Genomic DNA, 18,328 nt, shown 5'->3' on the forward strand with positions numbered 1-18,328 from the left:
GTTAATTTCAGGTGTACTTGCGCTGCTCCGGTGCGGGCGGGAAGTACTGATAGAGCCAGGTTTCGCTCAGGGTGCGGTCTTGGGTGCGAATAAACAGGCGCAGCTCCACCGGCTCCACACTGTCGCTGGTGGGGTACCAGTCGAACAGGATGCGATAGCCCTTGATGTTATCCAGCACCAGCACGCTGAAATCCTTCACCTCACCATGGGAGCAGGTCACCACCGGCTCGATGCCGGTGCCCGCTGGCAGGCGATCCAGCCCGCCGCCTTTGAAGTCTACGGCGAAACGCCGCGCCCACACCTTCGGGTAATGCTCGCCGGGTGCCCAGCCTTCGGTAAAACCACCCATGCCTGACCGGGTCGCGTCGACCTGCGCCAACGGCGTGCTCACCGGTGGCAGTGCGCTCCAGTACAACTTGTAGCCATAGTTGAGCGAATCACCCGCGGCCACGGGCTTTTTCGGGGTCCAGAAGGCGACGATATTGTCCAGGGTTTCGCCGGTGGTGGGGATCTCCAGCAGGTCGATCGAGCCTTCACCCCACGCGGTGGTAGGTTCAACCCACAGGCTTGGGCGTTTGCTGTACCAGTCGACGGTGTCCTGGTAGCTGGCGAACTCATGGTCGGTCTGCACCAGGCCGAAGCCTTTGGGGTCGGTGTCGGCGAACGCGTTGAATTGCAGCTTGGCCGGGTTGTTCAACGGGCGGCAGATCCACTCGCCATTGCCGCGCCACATGGCCAGGCGGTCCGAGTCGTGGATTTGCGGGTGGATGGTGTCGCACATGCGCCGTTCATGGGTGCCGCAACTGAACATGCTGGTCATGGGTGCGATGCCCAATTGTTCGATGGCGGTGCGTGCATTGATGTGCGCGTCGATTGCCATCACCACCTGATTGGCCTGGCAGTCGATATCGAAGCGGTAGGCGCCGGTGGCGCTTGGCGAGTCGAGCAGGGCATAGACCACAAAACGGGTGGCATTCTTGTCCGGAGTTTCGAACCAGAACTGCGTGAAATCGGGGAATTCCTCGCGTTTTTTCGCGTAGGTATCAATCGCCAGGCCACGGGCCGACAGGCCATATTGGCCGGTGGAATCCACCGCACGAAAGTAGCTGGCGCCGAGAAACGACAGCACGTCATGGCGGTCCAGCTCCGGCGCCTTGAACAGCTTGAAGCCGGAAAAACCCAGGTCGCCGGTCAGTTGCTGGGTGTCCACCGTGGTTTTTTCATAGTTGAACAGCGAAGGGCGGAAATGCACTTCGCGAGCCTCGCGGGTCTTGGGGTCGACACTGTGCATGCGCACCGGCGTCTTGAAACCCATGCCGACATGGAAGAACTGCACGTCCAGTTGGCCGTTCAACTCTTTCCACAACGAATGGTTACCGTCGTAGCCAATGGCGTTGAAATTCTGCGGGGTCATGGTGGCCAGGGTTGGCGGCAGCACCTGCTTAGTGTCTTGATAGCCACGGGTGGCCAGTTGCTTGGCTTGCGCCTTGAGCGTTTCGAAATCGAACGCCACGGCCTTGCCGTCGGCGGCACGGTTCCCGGCCCAAGCCTGCGCGGCCAGCAGGCCGCTGGCCGACAAACCGGTGTAAGCCGCAATGGCCATGGATGCTTTGAGCAAATTCCTGCGGTGCATAGAGACAACCTGTCGTGAGCAAATCCCGCGCCGTTCCTGGCACGTAGCGGATCAGAAATAACGGTTCGGACATGCCTTCGGCCAAACGCAACGGACAATAAACAGACGCCGGATAGCTTAAGCGGTTCGATGAACAAGGCAAATTGATTGATGGCGGGATGATGGCCTTGCATATGCAACAAGACGTTTCCTGGTTGGCATACCCGCGTTACATCTGGAAGCACTCTAGATCGCGGCTTTTTGGCACTTCGTCTTACGCTGGGGGCCTATTGATCCTATGAACCCAAGTGTCTGGAGGCTACGAATGAATACCCGCGGATTGCTCGATCAGTTGCTCAAGTCTGGCCAGGATATGTTGCAAAACAAGGCTGGCGGCCAACGCAAATCCAACGACAAAAGCGCCCTTGGCGGTTTACTCGGCGGTAGCGGGCTGGGCAGCATGCTCGGCGGTGCCGGCGGCGGCGCCCTGGCGGCCGGAGCCATGGGCTTGCTGCTGGGCAACAAAAAAGCGCGCAAATTCGGCGGCAAGGCCCTGACCTACGGCGGCCTGGCCGCATTGGGTGTGATTGCCTATAAAGCCTACGGCAACTGGCAAGCCCAGCAAGCCAGCGCCCCCCAAGGCGAACCACAAACCATCGACCGCCTGCCTCCGGCCCAGGTTGAACAACACAGCCAGGGCATTCTCAAGGCACTGGTGGCCGCCGCAAAGGCAGACGGCCATGTGGATGAGCGCGAGCGCGCGTTGATCGAAGGCGAATTCACCAAGCTGGACAACGACCAGGAACTGCAACACTGGCTGCACGCCGAACTCAACAAGCCCCTGGACCCCACCGACGTCGCCCGCGCCGCCAGCACCCCGGAAATGGCCGCCGAAATGTACATCGCCAGCGTCATGCTGGTGGATGAGGAAAATTTCATGGAAAAAGCCTACCTGGATGAACTGGCCCGCCAACTGAAACTTGAACCCGGCTTAAAGCTGGAGCTGGAAAAGCAAGTGCGGCTCAACGCAGCTCTGCCCCGCTAACCACGATGCGAAGCGAGCCGCTCTTGATCTTGCTCTTGATCTGCTTTTGATCTCAGGCGCCCCGTTAAACCACGCTGGCCGGAATTCGACAGGGATTTGGGGGGTAAACCGGCAGGGATGCCGGTTTAGCCGCCCCGCGCCATGGATGGCGCGTGGCGGCGGCCCCCCAAATCACTGGCGGATTACGGGCACACCGAGCCTAAGCGAGGTGCCGAGTGGTGGGGCAAGAGCCTTTTGGTTACTTTGGGGCTCTTTTCCAAAGTGACCCGCTGTAAAAGCGGAACCAATAGCGGCCGTCACCTGAATGACGGATATGTACTCGGTCTGATCCAACATCCCAACCAACCCTGAGGCCGCCATCGGGAGCAAGTCGAACCGTCGCACCGCCCCTCCCACATTTGCTCCGGGCCCCTTCAGTTAGATCCCTGTAGCCAAAGATGCTACCCATCCCGCTTACGCATTCTGTGGATCCCCCCTCAAAAGCGTTGATAAACCCGAGCATCCGCTCAGCTATACTCCCCTCCATTTGAATGCCCCTGCGAGGAATTACTGTGAAGAACTGGACCCTGCGCCAAAGGATTTTGGCGAGCTTTGCGGTAATTATCGCCATCATGCTGCTGATGGTGGTGCTCTCCTATTCGCGCCTGCTCAAGATCGAAGCCAGCGAAAATTCCGTGCGCGACGACGCCGTGCCCGGCGTGTTTTTCAGTTCGATGATCCGCAGCGCCTGGGTCGACAGCTACCTGCAAACCCAGGAACTGGTCGGGATCCACGAAAACCAGGGCATTTCCGAGGAAGACAAGCAGGACTACAAGTCATTCGAAGCGCGGCTTGAGCAGCACATGGCCAGTTACGCGGGCACGATCAATATCACCCAGGATCGCACCGAATTCGATGCCTTCGAAAAACTGCACCAGAACTACAACGCCATTCTCGCCCAGGTCCTGGCGGCTCATCAGAGCAACAACCCGGCCGAGGCGCTGAGGCTGTTCAACGAACAACTGACCCCCGCCTGGACCGCAGGCCGCATGAAGCTCAACGACATCATCAATGAGAACAAACAGGTCGCCGACAATGCCACCGCTGCCATCGATGATGCCGTAGCAGCGGCAAAGGTCAGCATGGGCGTCTCGCTGCTGCTGGCGATTCTCGCCGCGGCGCTGTGCGGCCTGTTGCTGATGCGCGCGATCATGGCGCCGATGCAGCGTATCGTGCAGATCCTCGAGGTCATGCGCACCGGCGACCTGAGCAAGCGCCTGAACCTGGAGCGCAAGGACGAATTCAACGCGGTCGAAACCGGCTTCAACGACATGATGACCGAGCTGACTGCCCTGGTGTCCCAGGCGCAGCGTTCGTCGGTGCAGGTCACCACCTCGGTCACCGAGATCGCCGCAACCTCCAAGCAGCAACAGGCCACCGCCACGGAAACCGCAGCCACCACCACGGAAATCGGCGCCACCTCCCGCGAGATTGCGGCCACGTCCAAGGATCTGGTGCGTACCATGACCGAAGTGTCCACCGCCGCCGACCAGGCCTCGGTGGCCGCCGGTTCCGGCCAGCAGGGCCTGGCACGCATGGAAGAGACCATGCACTCGGTGATGGGCGCCGCCGACCTGGTCAACGCCAAGCTGGCGATCCTCAATGAAAAGGCCGGCAACATCAACCAGGTGGTGGTGACCATCGTCAAGGTGGCTGACCAGACCAACCTGTTGTCTCTCAATGCCGCCATCGAAGCGGAGAAAGCCGGTGAATACGGTCGCGGCTTTGCCGTGGTGGCCACCGAAGTGCGCCGCCTGGCCGACCAGACTGCCGTGGCAACCTACGACATCGAGCAAATGGTGCGTGAGATCCAGTCAGCGGTGTCGGCGGGTGTGATGGGCATGGACAAGTTCTCCGAGGAAGTCCGCCGGGGTATGTTCGAAGTGCAGCAAGTGGGCGAGCAACTGTCGCAGATCATCCACCAGGTACAGGCCCTGGCGCCGCGGGTGTTGATGGTCAACGAAGGCATGCAGGCCCAGGCCACCGGCGCCGAACAGATCAACCACGCGCTGGTGCAATTGGGCGATGCCAGCAGCCAGACCGTCGAATCCCTGCGTCAGGCCAGCTTTGCCATTGATGAGCTGAGCCAGGTCGCGGTGGGTCTGCGCAGCGGCGTGTCGCGTTTCAAAGTCTGATGAGCGATCTCGCGGCTAAACGCGTCGCCGTCCCGGCAGCGAAAACGGCGTTGTTCCTGGTGTTTCGCATCGGCAACGAACGCTTTGCCCTCAAGGCCACCGAAGTGGCGGAGGTGCTGCCGCGCCTGCCGCTCAAACCGATCGCCCATGCGCCACGCTGGGTGGCGGGTATCTTTGCGCATCGCGGCGCGCTGGTGCCGGTGATCGATGTCAGTGCCCTGACGTTCGGCACCCCGGCTCAGGCTCGTACGAGCACGCGGCTGGTGCTGGTCAACTACCAGCCGCAACCCTGGAGTGAAGCGCGTGGGCTGGGGCTGATCCTGGAGCAGGCCACCGATACCCTGCGTTGCGACCCCGCCGAGTTCCAGCCTTATGGCGTGGACAACCAGCAGGCGCCCTACCTGGGGCCGGTACGCGAGGATGCACAGGGCTTGATGCAGTGGATTGGCATTGCCGAGCTGCTGAGCGCTGAAGTACGCGCCTTGCTGTTTTGCGCCGAGTTAAGCCTATGAGCAGTGACCCGCGTTTTTCGGCGTTCTTGAAAGAACGCATCGGCCTGGACGTTGCCTCGGTAGGCGAGGCGATCATCGAGCGTGCGGTGCGTCAGCGCTGCCAAGCCTCCCAGGCGCAGTCGACGGAGGCCTACTGGCAGCTCCTGCAACATTCCCACGACGAGCAGCAGGCACTGATCGAAGCGGTGATCGTTCCCGAGACCTGGTTTTTCCGCTACCCCGAGTCCTTTGCGACCTTGGCTCGCCTGGCCCAGCTGCGCCTGGCCGAGATCAAGCAGATGCGCGCGCTGCGCATCCTCAGCCTGCCGTGTTCGACTGGCGAAGAGCCCTATTCGATTGCCATGGCCTTGTTGGACGCGGGCCTGGCGCCCCATCAGTTCAAGGTTCAGGGGATGGACGTCAGCCCGCTGTCGGTGGAACGTGCCCGGCGCGGTGTGTACGGCAAGAACTCGTTTCGCGGGGCCGATCTCGAATTTCGCGACCGCCACTTCACTGAAGAAACCGGCGGTTACCGCATCGCCGACCGGGTGCGCGAGCAAGTGCGTCTGCAAGTGGGCAACTTGCTCGACCCGACACTGCTGGCCAACGAGCCGACCTACGATTTTGTGTTCTGCCGCAACCTGTTGATCTACTTCGACCAGCCGACCCAGAAGCAAGTATTTGATGTGCTCAAGGAACTGACTCACGTGGACGGCGTGCTGTTTATCGGCCCGGCCGAGGGCAGCCTGCTGGGGCGCCATGGCATGCGTTCGATTGGCGTGCCGCAATCCTTTGCCTTCAGTCGACACGTAGAGCAGACCCCGCCGCCGGTATTCGTGCCGATGCCCGCGCCAGCACCGCAGCGCAGTGCAGCACCGATACCACTCAAGCCGCGTCCGTTCAGCACGGTCAGCACTCAGGTGCCGCCGGTCAAGGTGCCCCACACCGACGCAGGGGATTTGCTCGGCCAGATCGCGACCCTGGCCAATGAAGGCAAAAGTGCGGAGGCCCGGGCCGCCTGTGAGCGTTATTTAAGCAGCCACCCGCCGGTTGCCCAGGTGTTCTATTGGTTGGGGTTGCTCAGCGATGTGGCCGGCAGCGCCTTGGAAGCCCAGGGGTATTACCGAAAAGCCTTGTACCTGGAACCGCAGCATTCGCAGGCCTTGATGCATCTGGCTGCGTTGCTCGAATCCCAGGGCGACAGTGCGGGAGCGCGCCGGCTACAAGCCCGCGCCGCCCGTAGCGAGCGAGCACACAGTGAGTCCGAACGATGAACAGCCCTGACGCGCTCGACACCGCAGGCCTGGACCTGACGCTGACCGATACCCAAGCCATCGATGACTGCTGGAACCGTATCGGCATTCATGGCGACAGGTCCTGCCCACTGCTGGACGAGCATATTCACTGCCGCAACTGCTCGGTGTATTCCGCCGCCGCCACGCGCCTGCTCGACCGCTATGCCCTGCAGCAGGATGATCAGCGCTCGCAGGCCGCTGCCGAAGCGGGTAGCGAGGTGGTCACCCGTTCGCTGTTGATGTTCCGCCTCGGTGAAGAATGGCTCGGTATCGCCACCCGCTGCCTGGTGGAAGTGGCGCCATTGCAACCGATCCACTCCTTGCCGCACCAGCGTTCCCGTGCGCTGCTGGGGGTGGCCAACGTGCGGGGTGCGCTGGTGGCGTGCCTATCGCTGGTGGAACTGCTGGGCCTGGACAGCACCAGCAGCGGGCCCAGTGGCGGGCGGATCATGCCGCGCATGTTGATCATTGCCGCCCAGGACGGTCCGATCGTCGTGCCGGTGGATGAAGTGGATGGCATTCATGCCATCGATGAGCGCACCTTGAACGCGGCCTCGGCCTCCGGTACCCAGGCCAGCGCACGCTATACCCAAGGTGTGTTGCAGTTCAAAGGCCGCAGCCTGCGCTGGCTGGACGAAGCGCAATTGTTGTCCGCCGTGACCCGGAGCCTCGCATGACCCCCGACCAGATGCGTGATGCCTCGCTGTTGGAGCTGTTCAGCCTGGAGGCCGATGCGCAAACCCAGGTATTGAGCGCCGGCCTGCTGGCCCTGGAGCGCAACCCGACCCAGGCGGATCAACTTGAAGCCTGTATGCGCGCCGCACATTCGCTCAAGGGCGCGGCGCGGATTGTTGGGGTGGATGCCGGGGTCGGCGTGGCCCACGTCATGGAGGATTGCCTGGTCAGCGCCCAGGAAGGTCGTCTGTACCTGCAACCGGAACATATCGATGCGTTGTTGCAAGGCACTGACCTGCTGATGCGTATCGCCACGCCAGGCAACAGCGTGGGGCCGTTGGATATCCAGGCGTACGTGGCGTTGATGGAGCGTCTGCTTGACCCGGCGCAGCCACCCGCTACGCCGGCGCCAAAAGCCGAGCCCGAGCCTGCTCCGGCGCCTATCGTTGAAGCATTGCCGCAAGAGCCAGAGGTTGCACCGCCCGTCAGCAGTGAGCCACCGCGTCAGAACAAGCGCATCACCGAGGGTGGCGAGCGTGTACTGCGGGTTACCGCCGAGCGCTTGAACAGCCTGTTGGACCTGTCGAGCAAGTCCTTGGTGGAAACCCAGCGGCTCAAGCCTCACCTGGCCAGTATGCAACGCCTCAAGCGCATTCAAAGCAACAGCCTGCGCGCCCTCGATACCCTGGACGGTCACCTCAAGCACCTGGATTTGAATCTTGAGACTCAGGAAGCCCTGGCCGATACCCGCCGCTTGTTGAGCGAAGCTCAGGCACTGCTGGCGGATAAAAACGCGGAACTTGACGAGTACGCCTGGCAGGCCGGCCAGCGCGCCCAGGTGCTTTACGACACCGCGCTGGCCTGCCGCATGCGACCGTTTGCCGACGTGCTGGCGGGGCAGGTGCGCATGGTGCGTGACCTCGGTCGCAGCCTGGGCAAGCAAGTGCGCCTGGAAATCGAAGGCGAAAAGACCCAGGTCGATCGAGACGTCCTGGAAAAACTTGAAGCACCGCTCACTCATTTACTGCGCAATGCGGTCGACCACGGCATCGAAACGCCCGAGCAGCGGCTGCTGGCGGGCAAACCGGCGGAAGGCCTGATCCGCCTGCGTGCGTCCCATCAAGCCGGGTTGCTGGTACTGGAATTGAGCGACGACGGCAACGGTGTCGATCTGGAGCGCCTGCGCGGCACCATTGTCGAACGTAATCTGTCGCCGGTGGAAACTGCCCTGCGCCTGAGCGAAGAGGAACTGCTGACGTTCCTGTTCCTGCCGGGGTTCAGCTTGCGCGACAAGGTCACCGAGGTGTCCGGTCGTGGCGTTGGCCTGGATGCAGTGCAGCATATGGTTCGCCAACTGCGTGGCGCGGTGGTACTGGAGCAGACGGCGGGGCAGGGCAGTCGCTTCCATCTGGAAGTGCCGTTGACCTTGTCGGTGGTGCGCAGCCTGGTGGTGGACGTGGGCGAAGAAGCCTATGCCTTCCCCCTGGCCCACATTGAACGCATGTGTGACCTGGCTCCCGACGACATTGTGCAACTGGAAGGCCGCCAGCATTTCTGGCACGAGGGCCGGCATGTGGGCCTGGTTGCCGCCAGCCAGTTGCTGCAGCGCCCACCGGGGCAGAGTCCTTCGCAGACCCTGAAAGTCGTGGTGATCCGCGAGCGCGATGCCGTGTACGGGATTGCCGTGGAGCGCTTTATCGGTGAACGCACCCTGGTGGTGTTGCCGCTCGATGATCGCCTGGGCAAGGTCCAGGATATTTCTGCAGGGGCGTTGCTCGATGACGGCTCGGTGGTACTGATCGTCGATGTCGAAGACATGCTGCGTTCGGTGGATAAATTGCTCAACACCGGCCGCCTGGAACGTATCGCCCGGCGCAGCCAGCAGGCCACCGAAGCACCGCGCAAGCGCGTGCTGGTGGTAGACGACTCGCTGACCGTACGCGAGCTGCAACGCAAATTATTACTCAATCGTGGTTATGAAGTCGCTGTTGCGGTCGATGGCATGGATGGCTGGAACGCATTGCGCTCCGAGGACTTCGACCTGCTTATCACTGATATTGATATGCCTCGCATGGACGGTATTGAATTGGTCACACTTTTGCGCCGTGACAGTCGCCTGCAATCGTTGCCGGTGATGGTGGTTTCCTACAAGGATCGTGAAGAAGACCGACGTCGTGGACTCGACGCGGGCGCCGACTATTATTTAGCCAAAGCCAGTTTCCATGACGACGCCTTGCTCGACGCCGTGGTTGAACTGATTGGAGGCGCCCGGGCATGAGGATTGCGATCGTCAATGACATGCCCCTGGCGATAGAGGCTTTGCGTCGCGCCTTGAGCTTTGAGCCCGCCCACGAGGTGGTGTGGGTGGCCAGCAATGGCCTGGAAGCGGTGCGGCGCTGTGCCGAGCTGACCCCGGACCTGATCCTGATGGACCTGATCATGCCGGTGATGGATGGGGTGGAGGCTACCCGGCAGATCATGGCCGACACGCCTTGCCCTATCGTGATCGTCACTGTCGACCGCCAGGCCAACGTCAGCCGCGTATTCGAAGCCATGGGCCACGGAGCGTTGGATGTGGTGGATACCCCGGCGCTGGGCGTAGGCAACCCCAAGGATGCGGCGGCACCGCTATTGCGCAAGATCCTCAATATCGGTTGGTTGATTGGCCAGCGCGGCACGCGTGTGCGTGCCGAAACCCCACCGCAACGGGGCACCGGCAAGCGTCAACGGCTGGTGGCCATTGGTTCTTCAGCGGGTGGGCCGGCGGCGCTGGAGGTTCTGCTCAAGGGCTTGCCGCGGGATTTTCCCGCCGCCATCGTGCTGGTGCAGCATGTGGACCAGGTCTTCGCCGCCGGCATGGCCGAGTGGCTGAGCAGCGCCTCCGGCCTGCCCGTGCGCCTGGCCTGTGAGGGCGAGCCGCCCCAGGCCGGCGTGGTCTTGCTGGCCGGCACCAACCATCATATTCGCTTGTTGAAAAATGGCACGCTAGCCTATACCGCAGAGCCGGTGAACGAGATTTACCGGCCCTCCATCGACGTGTTTTTCGAAAGCGTCGCCAGTTACTGGACCGGTGACGCCGTCGGCGTACTACTGACCGGCATGGGGCGCGACGGGGCCCAGGGCCTCAAGCTGATGCGCGAACAAGGATATTTGACCATCGCCCAGGATCAGCAGAGCTCGGCGGTGTACGGCATGCCCAAAGCGGCGGCGGCGATTGATGCTGCTGTTGAAATTCGCCCACTGGATAGAATTGCGCCCCGATTGCTGGAGGTCTTTGCAAAATGATCGAAAATCTCCCGCCGTGCTGGCTTGCAGGTAGTAATTCAGGTGACTGCACATGAATGATTTACAGCTCGACGACTTCAAGACCGATGAGAACGCCGCCATGGTGCTGCTGGTCGACGATCAGGCCATGATCGGCGAAGCCGTGCGGCGCGGCCTGGCCCATGAAGAAAACATCGACTTCCACTTTTGCGCCGACCCGCACCAGGCGATTGCCCAGGCGATCCGCATCAAGCCGACGGTGATCCTGCAGGACCTGGTGATGCCCGGCCTCGACGGCCTGACCTTGGTGCGTGAATACCGCAATCACCCGGCGACCGCAAATATCCCGATCATCGTGCTGTCCACCAAGGAAGACCCGCTGATCAAGAGTGCGGCCTTTGCGGCCGGCGCCAACGATTACCTGGTCAAGCTGCCCGACAACATCGAGCTGGTAGCGCGTATCCGCTACCACTCGCGCTCCTACATGACGCTGTTGCAGCGTGACGCGGCCTACCGTGCGCTGCGGGTCAGCCAGCAACAGTTGCTGGATACCAACCTGGTGCTGCAACGCCTGATGAACTCCGACGGCCTGACCGGGCTGTCCAACCGCCGCCACTTCGACGAATACCTGGAACTGGAGTGGCGCCGTGCCATGCGCGACCAGACCCAACTGTCGCTGCTGATGATCGACGTGGACTTCTTCAAGACCTACAACGACAGCTTCGGCCACGTCGAAGGCGATGAAGCCTTGCGCAAAGTCGCCGCCGCTATCCGCGACGCCAGCAGCCGCCCTTCGGACCTGCCGGCGCGTTACGGCGGCGAAGAGTTTGCGCTGGTCCTGCCCAACACCTCGCCGGGCGGTGCGCGCCTGGTGGCAGAAAAACTGCGCATGGCGGTGGCGGCCCTGAAAATCCCGCACATTGCCCCGGCAGAAGGGGCGAGCCTGACCATCAGCATTGGCTTGTCGACGTTGACGCCGGTGCAGGGCACGGACTGCCGGCAACTGATCATGGCGGCGGACAAGGGGCTGTATACGGCCAAGCATAATGGGCGTAATCAGGTTGGTATCGAGTGAGTTGAGGCTGTACCCCATTAAAATGTGGGAGGGGCTTCCCTCCCACATTGTGAGCGCGGTATTCGTCCAGATTAAGTGCACATGAACGTGGTTGAACGAAGAAACCCGCCATCTATGTAGCGTCGATGGAAGGGGGATTGCAGAGAGATTATTCTATTTTAAATCCAGGCCTGCCATTAGCCGCACGCCACTCTTTAACTTCTTTTACAATGCCCTCCGGGCTGTCTTCTCTGTCAGCTCTTGGATAGTAGACGAGATCTGATCCGTCAGGATGCTCCGTAAGTCGCTTGAATGCTAATAGCATTTCGTCATCTTCTTCCTCAGTGCGAGCACTCGCATCACAAAGAGAAGTTACAAAACTTAAAAATTCGCTTTCTGTGTACTCGGAAATTGAGGTTTTCATCTTAATTACCCAGTTGAATGGCCGTATTTATTATGGCTCAACCTTAAATCCATGCTTGTTATTGGTGGCTCGCCAGTTTTCAACTCTTTCAGTTATAGCTTCAATTGTACTTTCTGTATCCGATGCGGTGTAATAAATAAGGTCTGTTCCTTCTGGGTGTTCAGTAATTAATTCGAAGTGTTGTAAAAGTTTATCTAGTCGCTCATCGGTTGGAGCGGTATTTTCCTTGAGTATTTCTTTCATGAATAATAAAAATTCATCTTTTGTATACTCGGAAAAACTTTGTTTGAGTTTCATCATTCGGCTCCTTTCTTATGAGGCTCCATGTGGCGTTTAGGGGTTAGTATGCGTAAATTTCAGCATTATGATTCTGACCGCCCATCGGCAGCCGTCTTCGAACTCATTCGAACCGGCAGGTCGATTGTGCTGTTGACTGCCGAGGTTATTGTCGACTCGTTGAGTGAAATAAGAAGTCTGCCATCGTTGTAGAACCGATGGCAGGGGATAGGGCGGCGTTATTCTATTCTGAAACCAGGCTTGCCATTATTCGCACGCCACTCTTTGACTTCTTTTACAATTCCTTCTGGGCTGTCTTCTCTGTCATCTCTTGGGTAGTAGATTAGATCCGCTCCGTCCGGGTGCTCCGTCAGGCGTTCAAACTCGAAAACCATTTCAATGTCTTCTTCTTCGGTGCGAACGCTGCTGTCACAAAGAGAGATTACAAAGTTCAGAAATTCGGTCTCTGTGTATTCGGTGATTAATGTTTTCATCTTTTTAGATGCCTTTTCTATGAATTTCTTTATGGCGTTTTGGAGTGACTATATAGATGTTGTCAATGTCAAAAATCTCGCCGCCTTGAGAAATGAAAATTTTGTGGTGAATTTCGAATTTAACAGATTCCCCCACCCACTCTGATTTGCTTGAAAAGGGAGCTTTCCCATCCAGCATTATCGACAAATTTTGACGTTTGAACTGACTTGCCAGTTCCGAGTCGTTGGCAACCGTTTTCCAGAAGGCTTCGCGAAATGCTCTGAAGTTTTTAAACTCCTGACCTTTAAGCTTGTCGGCAATTTGCGAAGGTATAGGGGAGCCTTCCCCTTGTGAGGCCGCTCCTAGCCAGGAACCGGTTATAGATTGCCCGTTGCCTGTCACAACTCCTGGGTCTTCCCGTCGATCCCTGAAAAACACATAGATGGGAGGTAAGCCAGAGTTGACCGGGAAGACAGTGATGAAGTCGTCAAATCCCGCCTCAGCAGCGGCTGGAAAACTGTCAATCCTTCCTTCAACGGGAGTTACGGTAGCTCCCGTATAGACAGGCGGTTCAGATTGATCAACGGGCAGCGTTGTTGAGCTATCCCCAGGGGCAACGATAGGTGTCCAGATCAACGTTCTTGGTGGAGTGTCACTTGTCGTGACGGTGTATACCTTCTGCCCAGGATCATAGGTCGCAGCAACCACCTTGACCTTGGAAGGCACGCTTGTACCGTCGGCAGTGACCACGAATACTTCTGACCGCCCATCGGTAGCCGTCTTCGAACTCATTCGAACCGGCAGGTCTATTGTGCCGTTGACTGCCGAGGTTATCGTCGACTCGTTGAGGTCTGGTACCAAGGTTGAGATCGGTGTACCAAGCGCATAACGCTCTGGAAGTTCTCCATTTGCGAGTTTGGGGGAATAGACCAACGCTGAAACACCGACCATTAAGCCACTCGCGGTACTTGCGACCAACTCCGTCAATGCGGCCACTGCTGACCGAATAGCAGCTTGCAGCGTGATGGTAATCCCTTCTGCTGTTGCGATTGTCCCGACTGAGGTCATGACTATCGCTTGAGTCGCAGCAGCAGTGCCCGACAGTCGATAGGTATTGGCTACTCGTACCGCTTCAATACGCGCCTGGGCCGTGGCTACCTGCTGCGCACGTCCCGCGAGGTCGCTGATTGCATTGGAGGCGTTGGCAAGGAACCGCGCGGACTCTGAATTCAGCACAAAATCATGGTGGCTGAGCCATCTCACTCCAAGCGCGGTGTTCTGCTGCAGATAAATAAGTTGTTTCAGCCCCTCAAGCTCGGGTTTGCTCAGTGGCGGTGTAACCCGTGGGTTGGCTGCGGGATAGTAAATCATCAACCCGTTCCGGTTTATGGCTAACGGTGGGTCAATAGGTTTGATCGCAGCCATCGTTTCTTCGATCATTTTGTCCAGCGTGTTTTTGTAAAGCATGAGGGTCTGGTCGGGTGTCAATCCAACGACAGAACCTGCAAGAGAGGTGAGTTCCACCTGCAAATATTCCGGCAGCAACTGCACCTGAATTTCCAACTCATCGGCAATGGCCTTCAGATACTCATTGTGTAAATTTGCCCAGCCAGGATCATGTTCGGCTAAATTGGCCTCCAACGTTTGCCGGGCCTTTGCCAACCCTGAAAGTTTTTTAGCCAGAATGTCTATGGAGAGCGAGAGAGCCTTGAGTTCTTGCGCGGCTCTCCAAACGTTGTCGTAAAGTGTGTAAGTATCGCCCAAATTTTTTATCGGGTCAGAGGATGCAAGCGTTTCACGTAGTTTTGTATAGGTTAAGTTTTCCATCAGATAAAAAGGGCTTTGATCATAGAGCCCATAGATGAGTGGCGCAGTATTGGCGTATTTGGTTTTTTTCGCGTCGATGATTTCAAGTGCGATTTTTTGATCGAGAATGGCTGAGGCTGTCTCTGTGAGTGGCTGTGAAGCTTTCGCGGCTTGCTGTTTCTCTGCCAGTTCGCGTTCAGTTTCAGTCGTTAGCGTTGCGAACCGTGCGCTGTACTCTGCGTCAATCAAGGATTGGTTGTACTGTTGCTCTCCAATGAAATCAGCGGTGGTGCTGGGGAAGTCAAACTGCTTGAAGCGGCTACGGTCTCCTTCACCTCGACGAGGCCCTTCTTGAAGGCCCCAGCCATCTCCACTTCCTGCGTAGCCTCCGCCTTCGCCACCCCAATAAGTGTTTCGTCTCCCGGCGGTAATTATCGTGGGCTTGAGTTCTAAAGGTTGTCCTGGTTGCCACCCTTGCTGTGCCATAGGGTCTCTCCGTTTTTTGTGAGAGTGATCGAGTTTGAAAGTTTGTACGTCCTGAAGACAAAGCTCAGTCGCTTTGATCGAACTTATTTGAGCGGGAAGGAATAAAAAACTGATGGCGTTTTGATTTGATTTTATGTCTGTAGGAGTATTTGTAAGACGGGTCTGAAACTGATGTATTTATATTCTTGTATATTTGTGACTTGAGTCTTGGGGCGATTTGGCTAGAAACCTAATTGTTTGTTTTTGTTCGGGTGGGTTGGATTGTGCTCTTTTAGGCGGGCTCTGATTTTGATGTTCAGATCATTTGTATAAACAGATGAACGGTCATTTTTGAGCGAGTAGTAGGTGTGGTTTTTCTAACGCGGGGTATCGCCCTCCCGCAGGAAACGCTTTGGTGGTCGCGCATCTGTTAGCGAAGCTAGCATGAGGAGAGGAAGCGCCGCCTTGGCAGAATCGGCCAAGCGGGCTGCCGTTCCCAGCCGTTTGCCGTTATACTCGCCGGCTTTCAAAAGTTCGCCAACGAGTGCTGCCCGCCATGGAAATCAACCCGATCCTTAACACCATCAAGGACCTGTCCGAGCGCTCCGAAACTATTCGGGGGTATCTTTGACTACGATCAAAAGCATGAGCGTCTGACCGAGGTCAACCGCGAGCTTGAAGATCCGAGTGTCTGGAACAAACCTGAATACGCCCAGGAACTGGGGCGCGAGCGCGCTGCGCTGGCGCAGATCGTCGACACCCTCGACGAGCTGAACACCGGTCTGGCCGATTGTCGTGACCTGCTGGACATGGCTGTCGAAGAAAACGACGAAGGCGCAGTGGGCGATGTCGTCGCCGAGCTGGCCCGTCTCGAGGAAAACCTCGCCAAGCTTGAATTCCGCCGCATGTTCAGCCATGAAATGGACCCGAACAACGCCTACCTGGACATCCAGGCCGGTTCCGGCGGCACCGAGGCCCAGGACTGGGCCAACATCCTGCTGCGCATGTACCTGCGCTGGGCCGACAAGCGCGGTTTCGACGCGACCATCATGGAACTGTCCGCCGGTGAAGTCGCCGGTATCAAGGGCGCGACCGTGCATATCAAGGGTGAATACGCCTTTGGCTGGCTGCGTACCGAAATCGGTGTGCACCGCCTGGTGCGCAAGAGCCCCTTCGACTCCGGCAACCGTCGTCACACTTCGTTCTCCGCCGTTTTCGTCTCGCCAGAGATCGACGACAAGGTGGAAATCGAGATCAACCCGGCCGACCTGCGCATCGACACCTACCGTTCCTCCGGTGCCGGTGGTCAGCACGTAAACACCACTGACTCGGCCGTACGTATTACCCACGTACCGACCAACACCGTGGTCAGTTGCCAGAACGAACGTTCCCAGCACGCCAACAAGGATACCGCCATGAAAATGCTGCGGGCCAAGTTGTACGAGCAGGAAATGCAGAAGCGCAACGCCGCTTCCCAGGCGCTGGAAGACACCAAGTCGGATATCGGCTGGGGTCACCAGATCCGTTCGTATGTACTCGATGCGTCGCGGATCAAGGATCTGCGCACCAACATCGAACGCAGCGACTGCGACAAGGTACTCGACGGTGATATCGACGAATACCTGGAAGCCAGCCTGAAATCCGGCCTGTAACACCCCTGTAGGAGCGAGCTTGCTCGCGATCCCCAGCCGAAGGCTGGGGAAAACGTACCTGTGATGGAATTTCAAAAGACATGAGCGACCAACAACTCGACCCGCAAGCCCTGCAACAGGAAGAAAACTCCCTGATCGCCCTGCGCAAGGAAAAGCTTGCTGCCGAGCGCGCCAAGGGTAACGCCTTCCCCAACGACTTCCGCCGCGACAACTACTGCGATGCCTTGCAGAAACAGTACGCGGACAAGACCAAGGAAGAGCTGGCAGAAGCGGCGATCCCGGTCAAGGTGGCAGGTCGCATCATGCTCAACCGTGGCTCGTTCATGGTGATTCAGGACATGACCGGGCGTATCCAGGTCTACGTCAACCGTAAAACCCTCTCGGAAGAAACCCTGGCCTCGGTGAAAACCTGGGACATGGGTGACATCATCGCCGCAGAAGGCACCCTGGCCCGTTCCGGCAAGGGCGACCTGTACGTCGAAATGACCAGCGTGCGCCTGCTGACCAAGTCCTTGCGCCCGCTGCCGGACAAGCACCACGGCCTGACCGACACCGAGCAGCGCTATCGCCAGCGTTACGTTGACCTGATCGTCAACGAAGACGTGCGCCAGACCTTCCGTGTGCGTTCGCAAGTCATTGCCCACATCCGCAGCTTCCTGATGCAGCGTGACTTCCTGGAAGTGGAAACGCCGATGCTGCAAACCATCCCCGGTGGTGCCGCAGCCAAGCCATTTGAAACCCACCACAACGCGCTGGACATGGAAATGTTCCTGCGTATCGCGCCGGAGCTGTACCTCAAGCGCCTGGTGGTCGGCGGGTTTGAGAAGGTGTTCGAGATCAACCGCAACTTCCGTAACGAAGGCGTCTCGACCCGTCACAACCCTGAATTCACCATGTTGGAGTTCTACCAGGCCTACGCCGACTACGAAGACAACATGGACCTGACCGAAGAACTGTTCCGTGAACTGGCGCAGCTTGTTCTGGGGACTACCGACGTGCCGTACGGCGACAAGGTGTTCCACTTCGGCGAGCCGTTCGTGCGTCTTTCGGTGTTCGACTCGATCCTCAAGTACAACCCTGAGCTGACCGCTGACGATCTGAACGACATCGACAAGGCTCGCGCCATCGCCAAGAAAGCCGGTGCCAAGGTGTTGGGCTTTGAAGGCCTGGGCAAATTGCAGGTGATGATTTTCGAAGAGCTGGTCGAGCACAAGCTGGAGCAGCCACACTTCATTACCCAGTACCCGTTCGAAGTGTCGCCGCTGGCGCGTCGCAACGACGACAACCCGAACGTCACTGACCGTTTCGAACTGTTCATCGGCGGCCGCGAAATCGCCAACGCCTACTCCGAGCTTAACGACGCGGAAGATCAGGCCGAGCGCTTCATGGCTCAGGTGGCCGACAAGGACGCCGGCGATGACGAAGCCATGCACTACGACGCCGACTTCGTACGTGCCCTGGAGTACGGCATGCCGCCGACGGCTGGTGAAGGCATCGGCATCGACCGGCTGGTGATGTTGTTGACCAACTCGCCATCGATCCGCGATGTGATCCTGTTCCCGCACATGCGGCCACAAGCGTAACCGTTGCGAAATCCGAAGCCGCCTTTTACAAGGCGGCT

15 protein-coding genes are annotated in these 18,328 nt (G+C 58.6%); 10 read left to right on the forward strand and 5 right to left on the reverse strand.

The features are described 5' to 3' along the window. Nucleotides 1–7: 7 nt before the first annotated feature. Nucleotides 8–1,633, reverse strand: a complete 1,626-nt coding sequence (locus IH404_RS07420; protein WP_194440211.1) for a glucan biosynthesis protein D — start codon at nucleotides 1,631–1,633, stop codon at nucleotides 8–10. A gap of 304 nt (nucleotides 1,634–1,937) precedes the next feature. On the opposite strand from IH404_RS07420, the gene IH404_RS07425 reads away from it, so the two are divergent. From IH404_RS07425 to IH404_RS07460, 8 genes are all read left to right on the forward strand, one after another. Continuing rightward, the gene (locus IH404_RS07425) at nucleotides 1,938–2,657 is read left to right on the forward strand and encodes a tellurite resistance TerB family protein (RefSeq protein WP_005785485.1); all 720 of its coding nucleotides are present in this window, start codon (nucleotides 1,938–1,940) and stop codon (nucleotides 2,655–2,657) included. Between the two features lie 551 nt (nucleotides 2,658–3,208). After that, the gene (locus IH404_RS07430; protein ID WP_005785487.1) at nucleotides 3,209–4,831 is read left to right on the forward strand and encodes a methyl-accepting chemotaxis protein; all 1,623 of its coding nucleotides are present in this window, start codon (nucleotides 3,209–3,211) and stop codon (nucleotides 4,829–4,831) included. Then, complete coding sequence (locus tag IH404_RS07435) at nucleotides 4,831–5,343, forward strand: chemotaxis protein CheW (RefSeq protein ID WP_122736050.1); 513 nt, start codon at nucleotides 4,831–4,833, stop codon at nucleotides 5,341–5,343. The genes IH404_RS07430 and IH404_RS07435 overlap by 1 nt, the downstream gene beginning before the upstream one ends. Continuing rightward, entirely contained in the window at nucleotides 5,340–6,596 is a 1,257-nt protein-coding gene (locus tag IH404_RS07440) for a protein-glutamate O-methyltransferase CheR (protein WP_122736049.1), read from the forward strand. The genes IH404_RS07435 and IH404_RS07440 overlap by 4 nt, the downstream gene beginning before the upstream one ends. After that, nucleotides 6,593–7,294 carry a chemotaxis protein CheW gene (locus IH404_RS07445; RefSeq protein ID WP_005785492.1) on the forward strand — a complete coding sequence of 234 codons (702 nt, stop codon included), beginning with the start codon at nucleotides 6,593–6,595 and terminating at the stop codon, nucleotides 7,292–7,294. The genes IH404_RS07440 and IH404_RS07445 overlap by 4 nt, the downstream gene beginning before the upstream one ends. After that, nucleotides 7,291–9,570 carry a hybrid sensor histidine kinase/response regulator gene (locus IH404_RS07450; RefSeq protein ID WP_194440212.1) on the forward strand — a complete coding sequence of 760 codons (2,280 nt, stop codon included), beginning with the start codon at nucleotides 7,291–7,293 and terminating at the stop codon, nucleotides 9,568–9,570. The genes IH404_RS07445 and IH404_RS07450 overlap by 4 nt, the downstream gene beginning before the upstream one ends. After that, nucleotides 9,567–10,577 carry a chemotaxis response regulator protein-glutamate methylesterase gene (locus IH404_RS07455; RefSeq protein ID WP_005785497.1) on the forward strand — a complete coding sequence of 337 codons (1,011 nt, stop codon included), beginning with the start codon at nucleotides 9,567–9,569 and terminating at the stop codon, nucleotides 10,575–10,577. The genes IH404_RS07450 and IH404_RS07455 overlap by 4 nt, the downstream gene beginning before the upstream one ends. Nucleotides 10,578–10,629: 52 nt before the next feature. Beyond that, nucleotides 10,630–11,631, forward strand: coding sequence for a PleD family two-component system response regulator (locus tag IH404_RS07460; protein ID WP_032877485.1), 1,002 nt, complete (start codon nucleotides 10,630–10,632; stop codon nucleotides 11,629–11,631). Nucleotides 11,632–11,779: 148 nt separating this feature from the next. Here IH404_RS07460 and IH404_RS07465 read toward each other — a convergent pair whose 3' ends face one another. From IH404_RS07465 to IH404_RS07480, 4 genes are all read right to left on the reverse strand, one after another. Beyond that, the gene (locus tag IH404_RS07465) at nucleotides 11,780–12,034 is read right to left on the reverse strand and encodes a bacteriocin immunity protein (RefSeq protein WP_087945225.1); all 255 of its coding nucleotides are present in this window, start codon (nucleotides 12,032–12,034) and stop codon (nucleotides 11,780–11,782) included. Nucleotides 12,035–12,064: 30 nt separating this feature from the next. Next, nucleotides 12,065–12,331 (reverse strand): bacteriocin immunity protein, encoded by a 267-nt coding sequence (locus tag IH404_RS07470; RefSeq protein ID WP_032803299.1) that lies wholly within the window; start codon nucleotides 12,329–12,331, stop codon nucleotides 12,065–12,067. 218 nt (nucleotides 12,332–12,549) lie between these two features. Continuing rightward, a complete protein-coding gene (locus IH404_RS07475; protein WP_032803300.1) occupies nucleotides 12,550–12,804 on the reverse strand; it encodes a bacteriocin immunity protein in 255 nt (84 codons plus the stop codon). Between the two features lie 4 nt (nucleotides 12,805–12,808). Further along, nucleotides 12,809–15,076: an S-type pyocin domain-containing protein gene (locus IH404_RS07480; protein ID WP_194440213.1), complete on the reverse strand. Its 2,268-nt coding sequence runs from the start codon at nucleotides 15,074–15,076 to the stop codon at nucleotides 12,809–12,811. A gap of 535 nt (nucleotides 15,077–15,611) precedes the next feature. Between IH404_RS07480 and prfB the strand changes: the two genes are divergently transcribed. Next, nucleotides 15,612–16,707 (forward strand): peptide chain release factor 2 gene (gene prfB, locus IH404_RS07485; protein ID WP_098465888.1). Its coding sequence is split into 2 segments (ribosomal slippage): nucleotides 15,612–15,683 and nucleotides 15,685–16,707, totalling 1,095 coding nucleotides; the frame shifts between segments, so codons are not numbered across the junction. An 80-nt stretch (nucleotides 16,708–16,787) separates the two neighbouring features. Beyond that, nucleotides 16,788–18,290, forward strand: coding sequence for a lysine--tRNA ligase (lysS, locus tag IH404_RS07490; RefSeq protein WP_005785507.1), 1,503 nt, complete (start codon nucleotides 16,788–16,790; stop codon nucleotides 18,288–18,290). Nucleotides 18,291–18,328 lie beyond the last annotated feature (38 nt).

This window comes from Pseudomonas sp. OST1909 (assembly GCF_015277575.1).
GTDB classification, from domain to species: Bacteria; Pseudomonadota; Gammaproteobacteria; order Pseudomonadales; family Pseudomonadaceae; genus Aquipseudomonas; species Aquipseudomonas synxantha_A.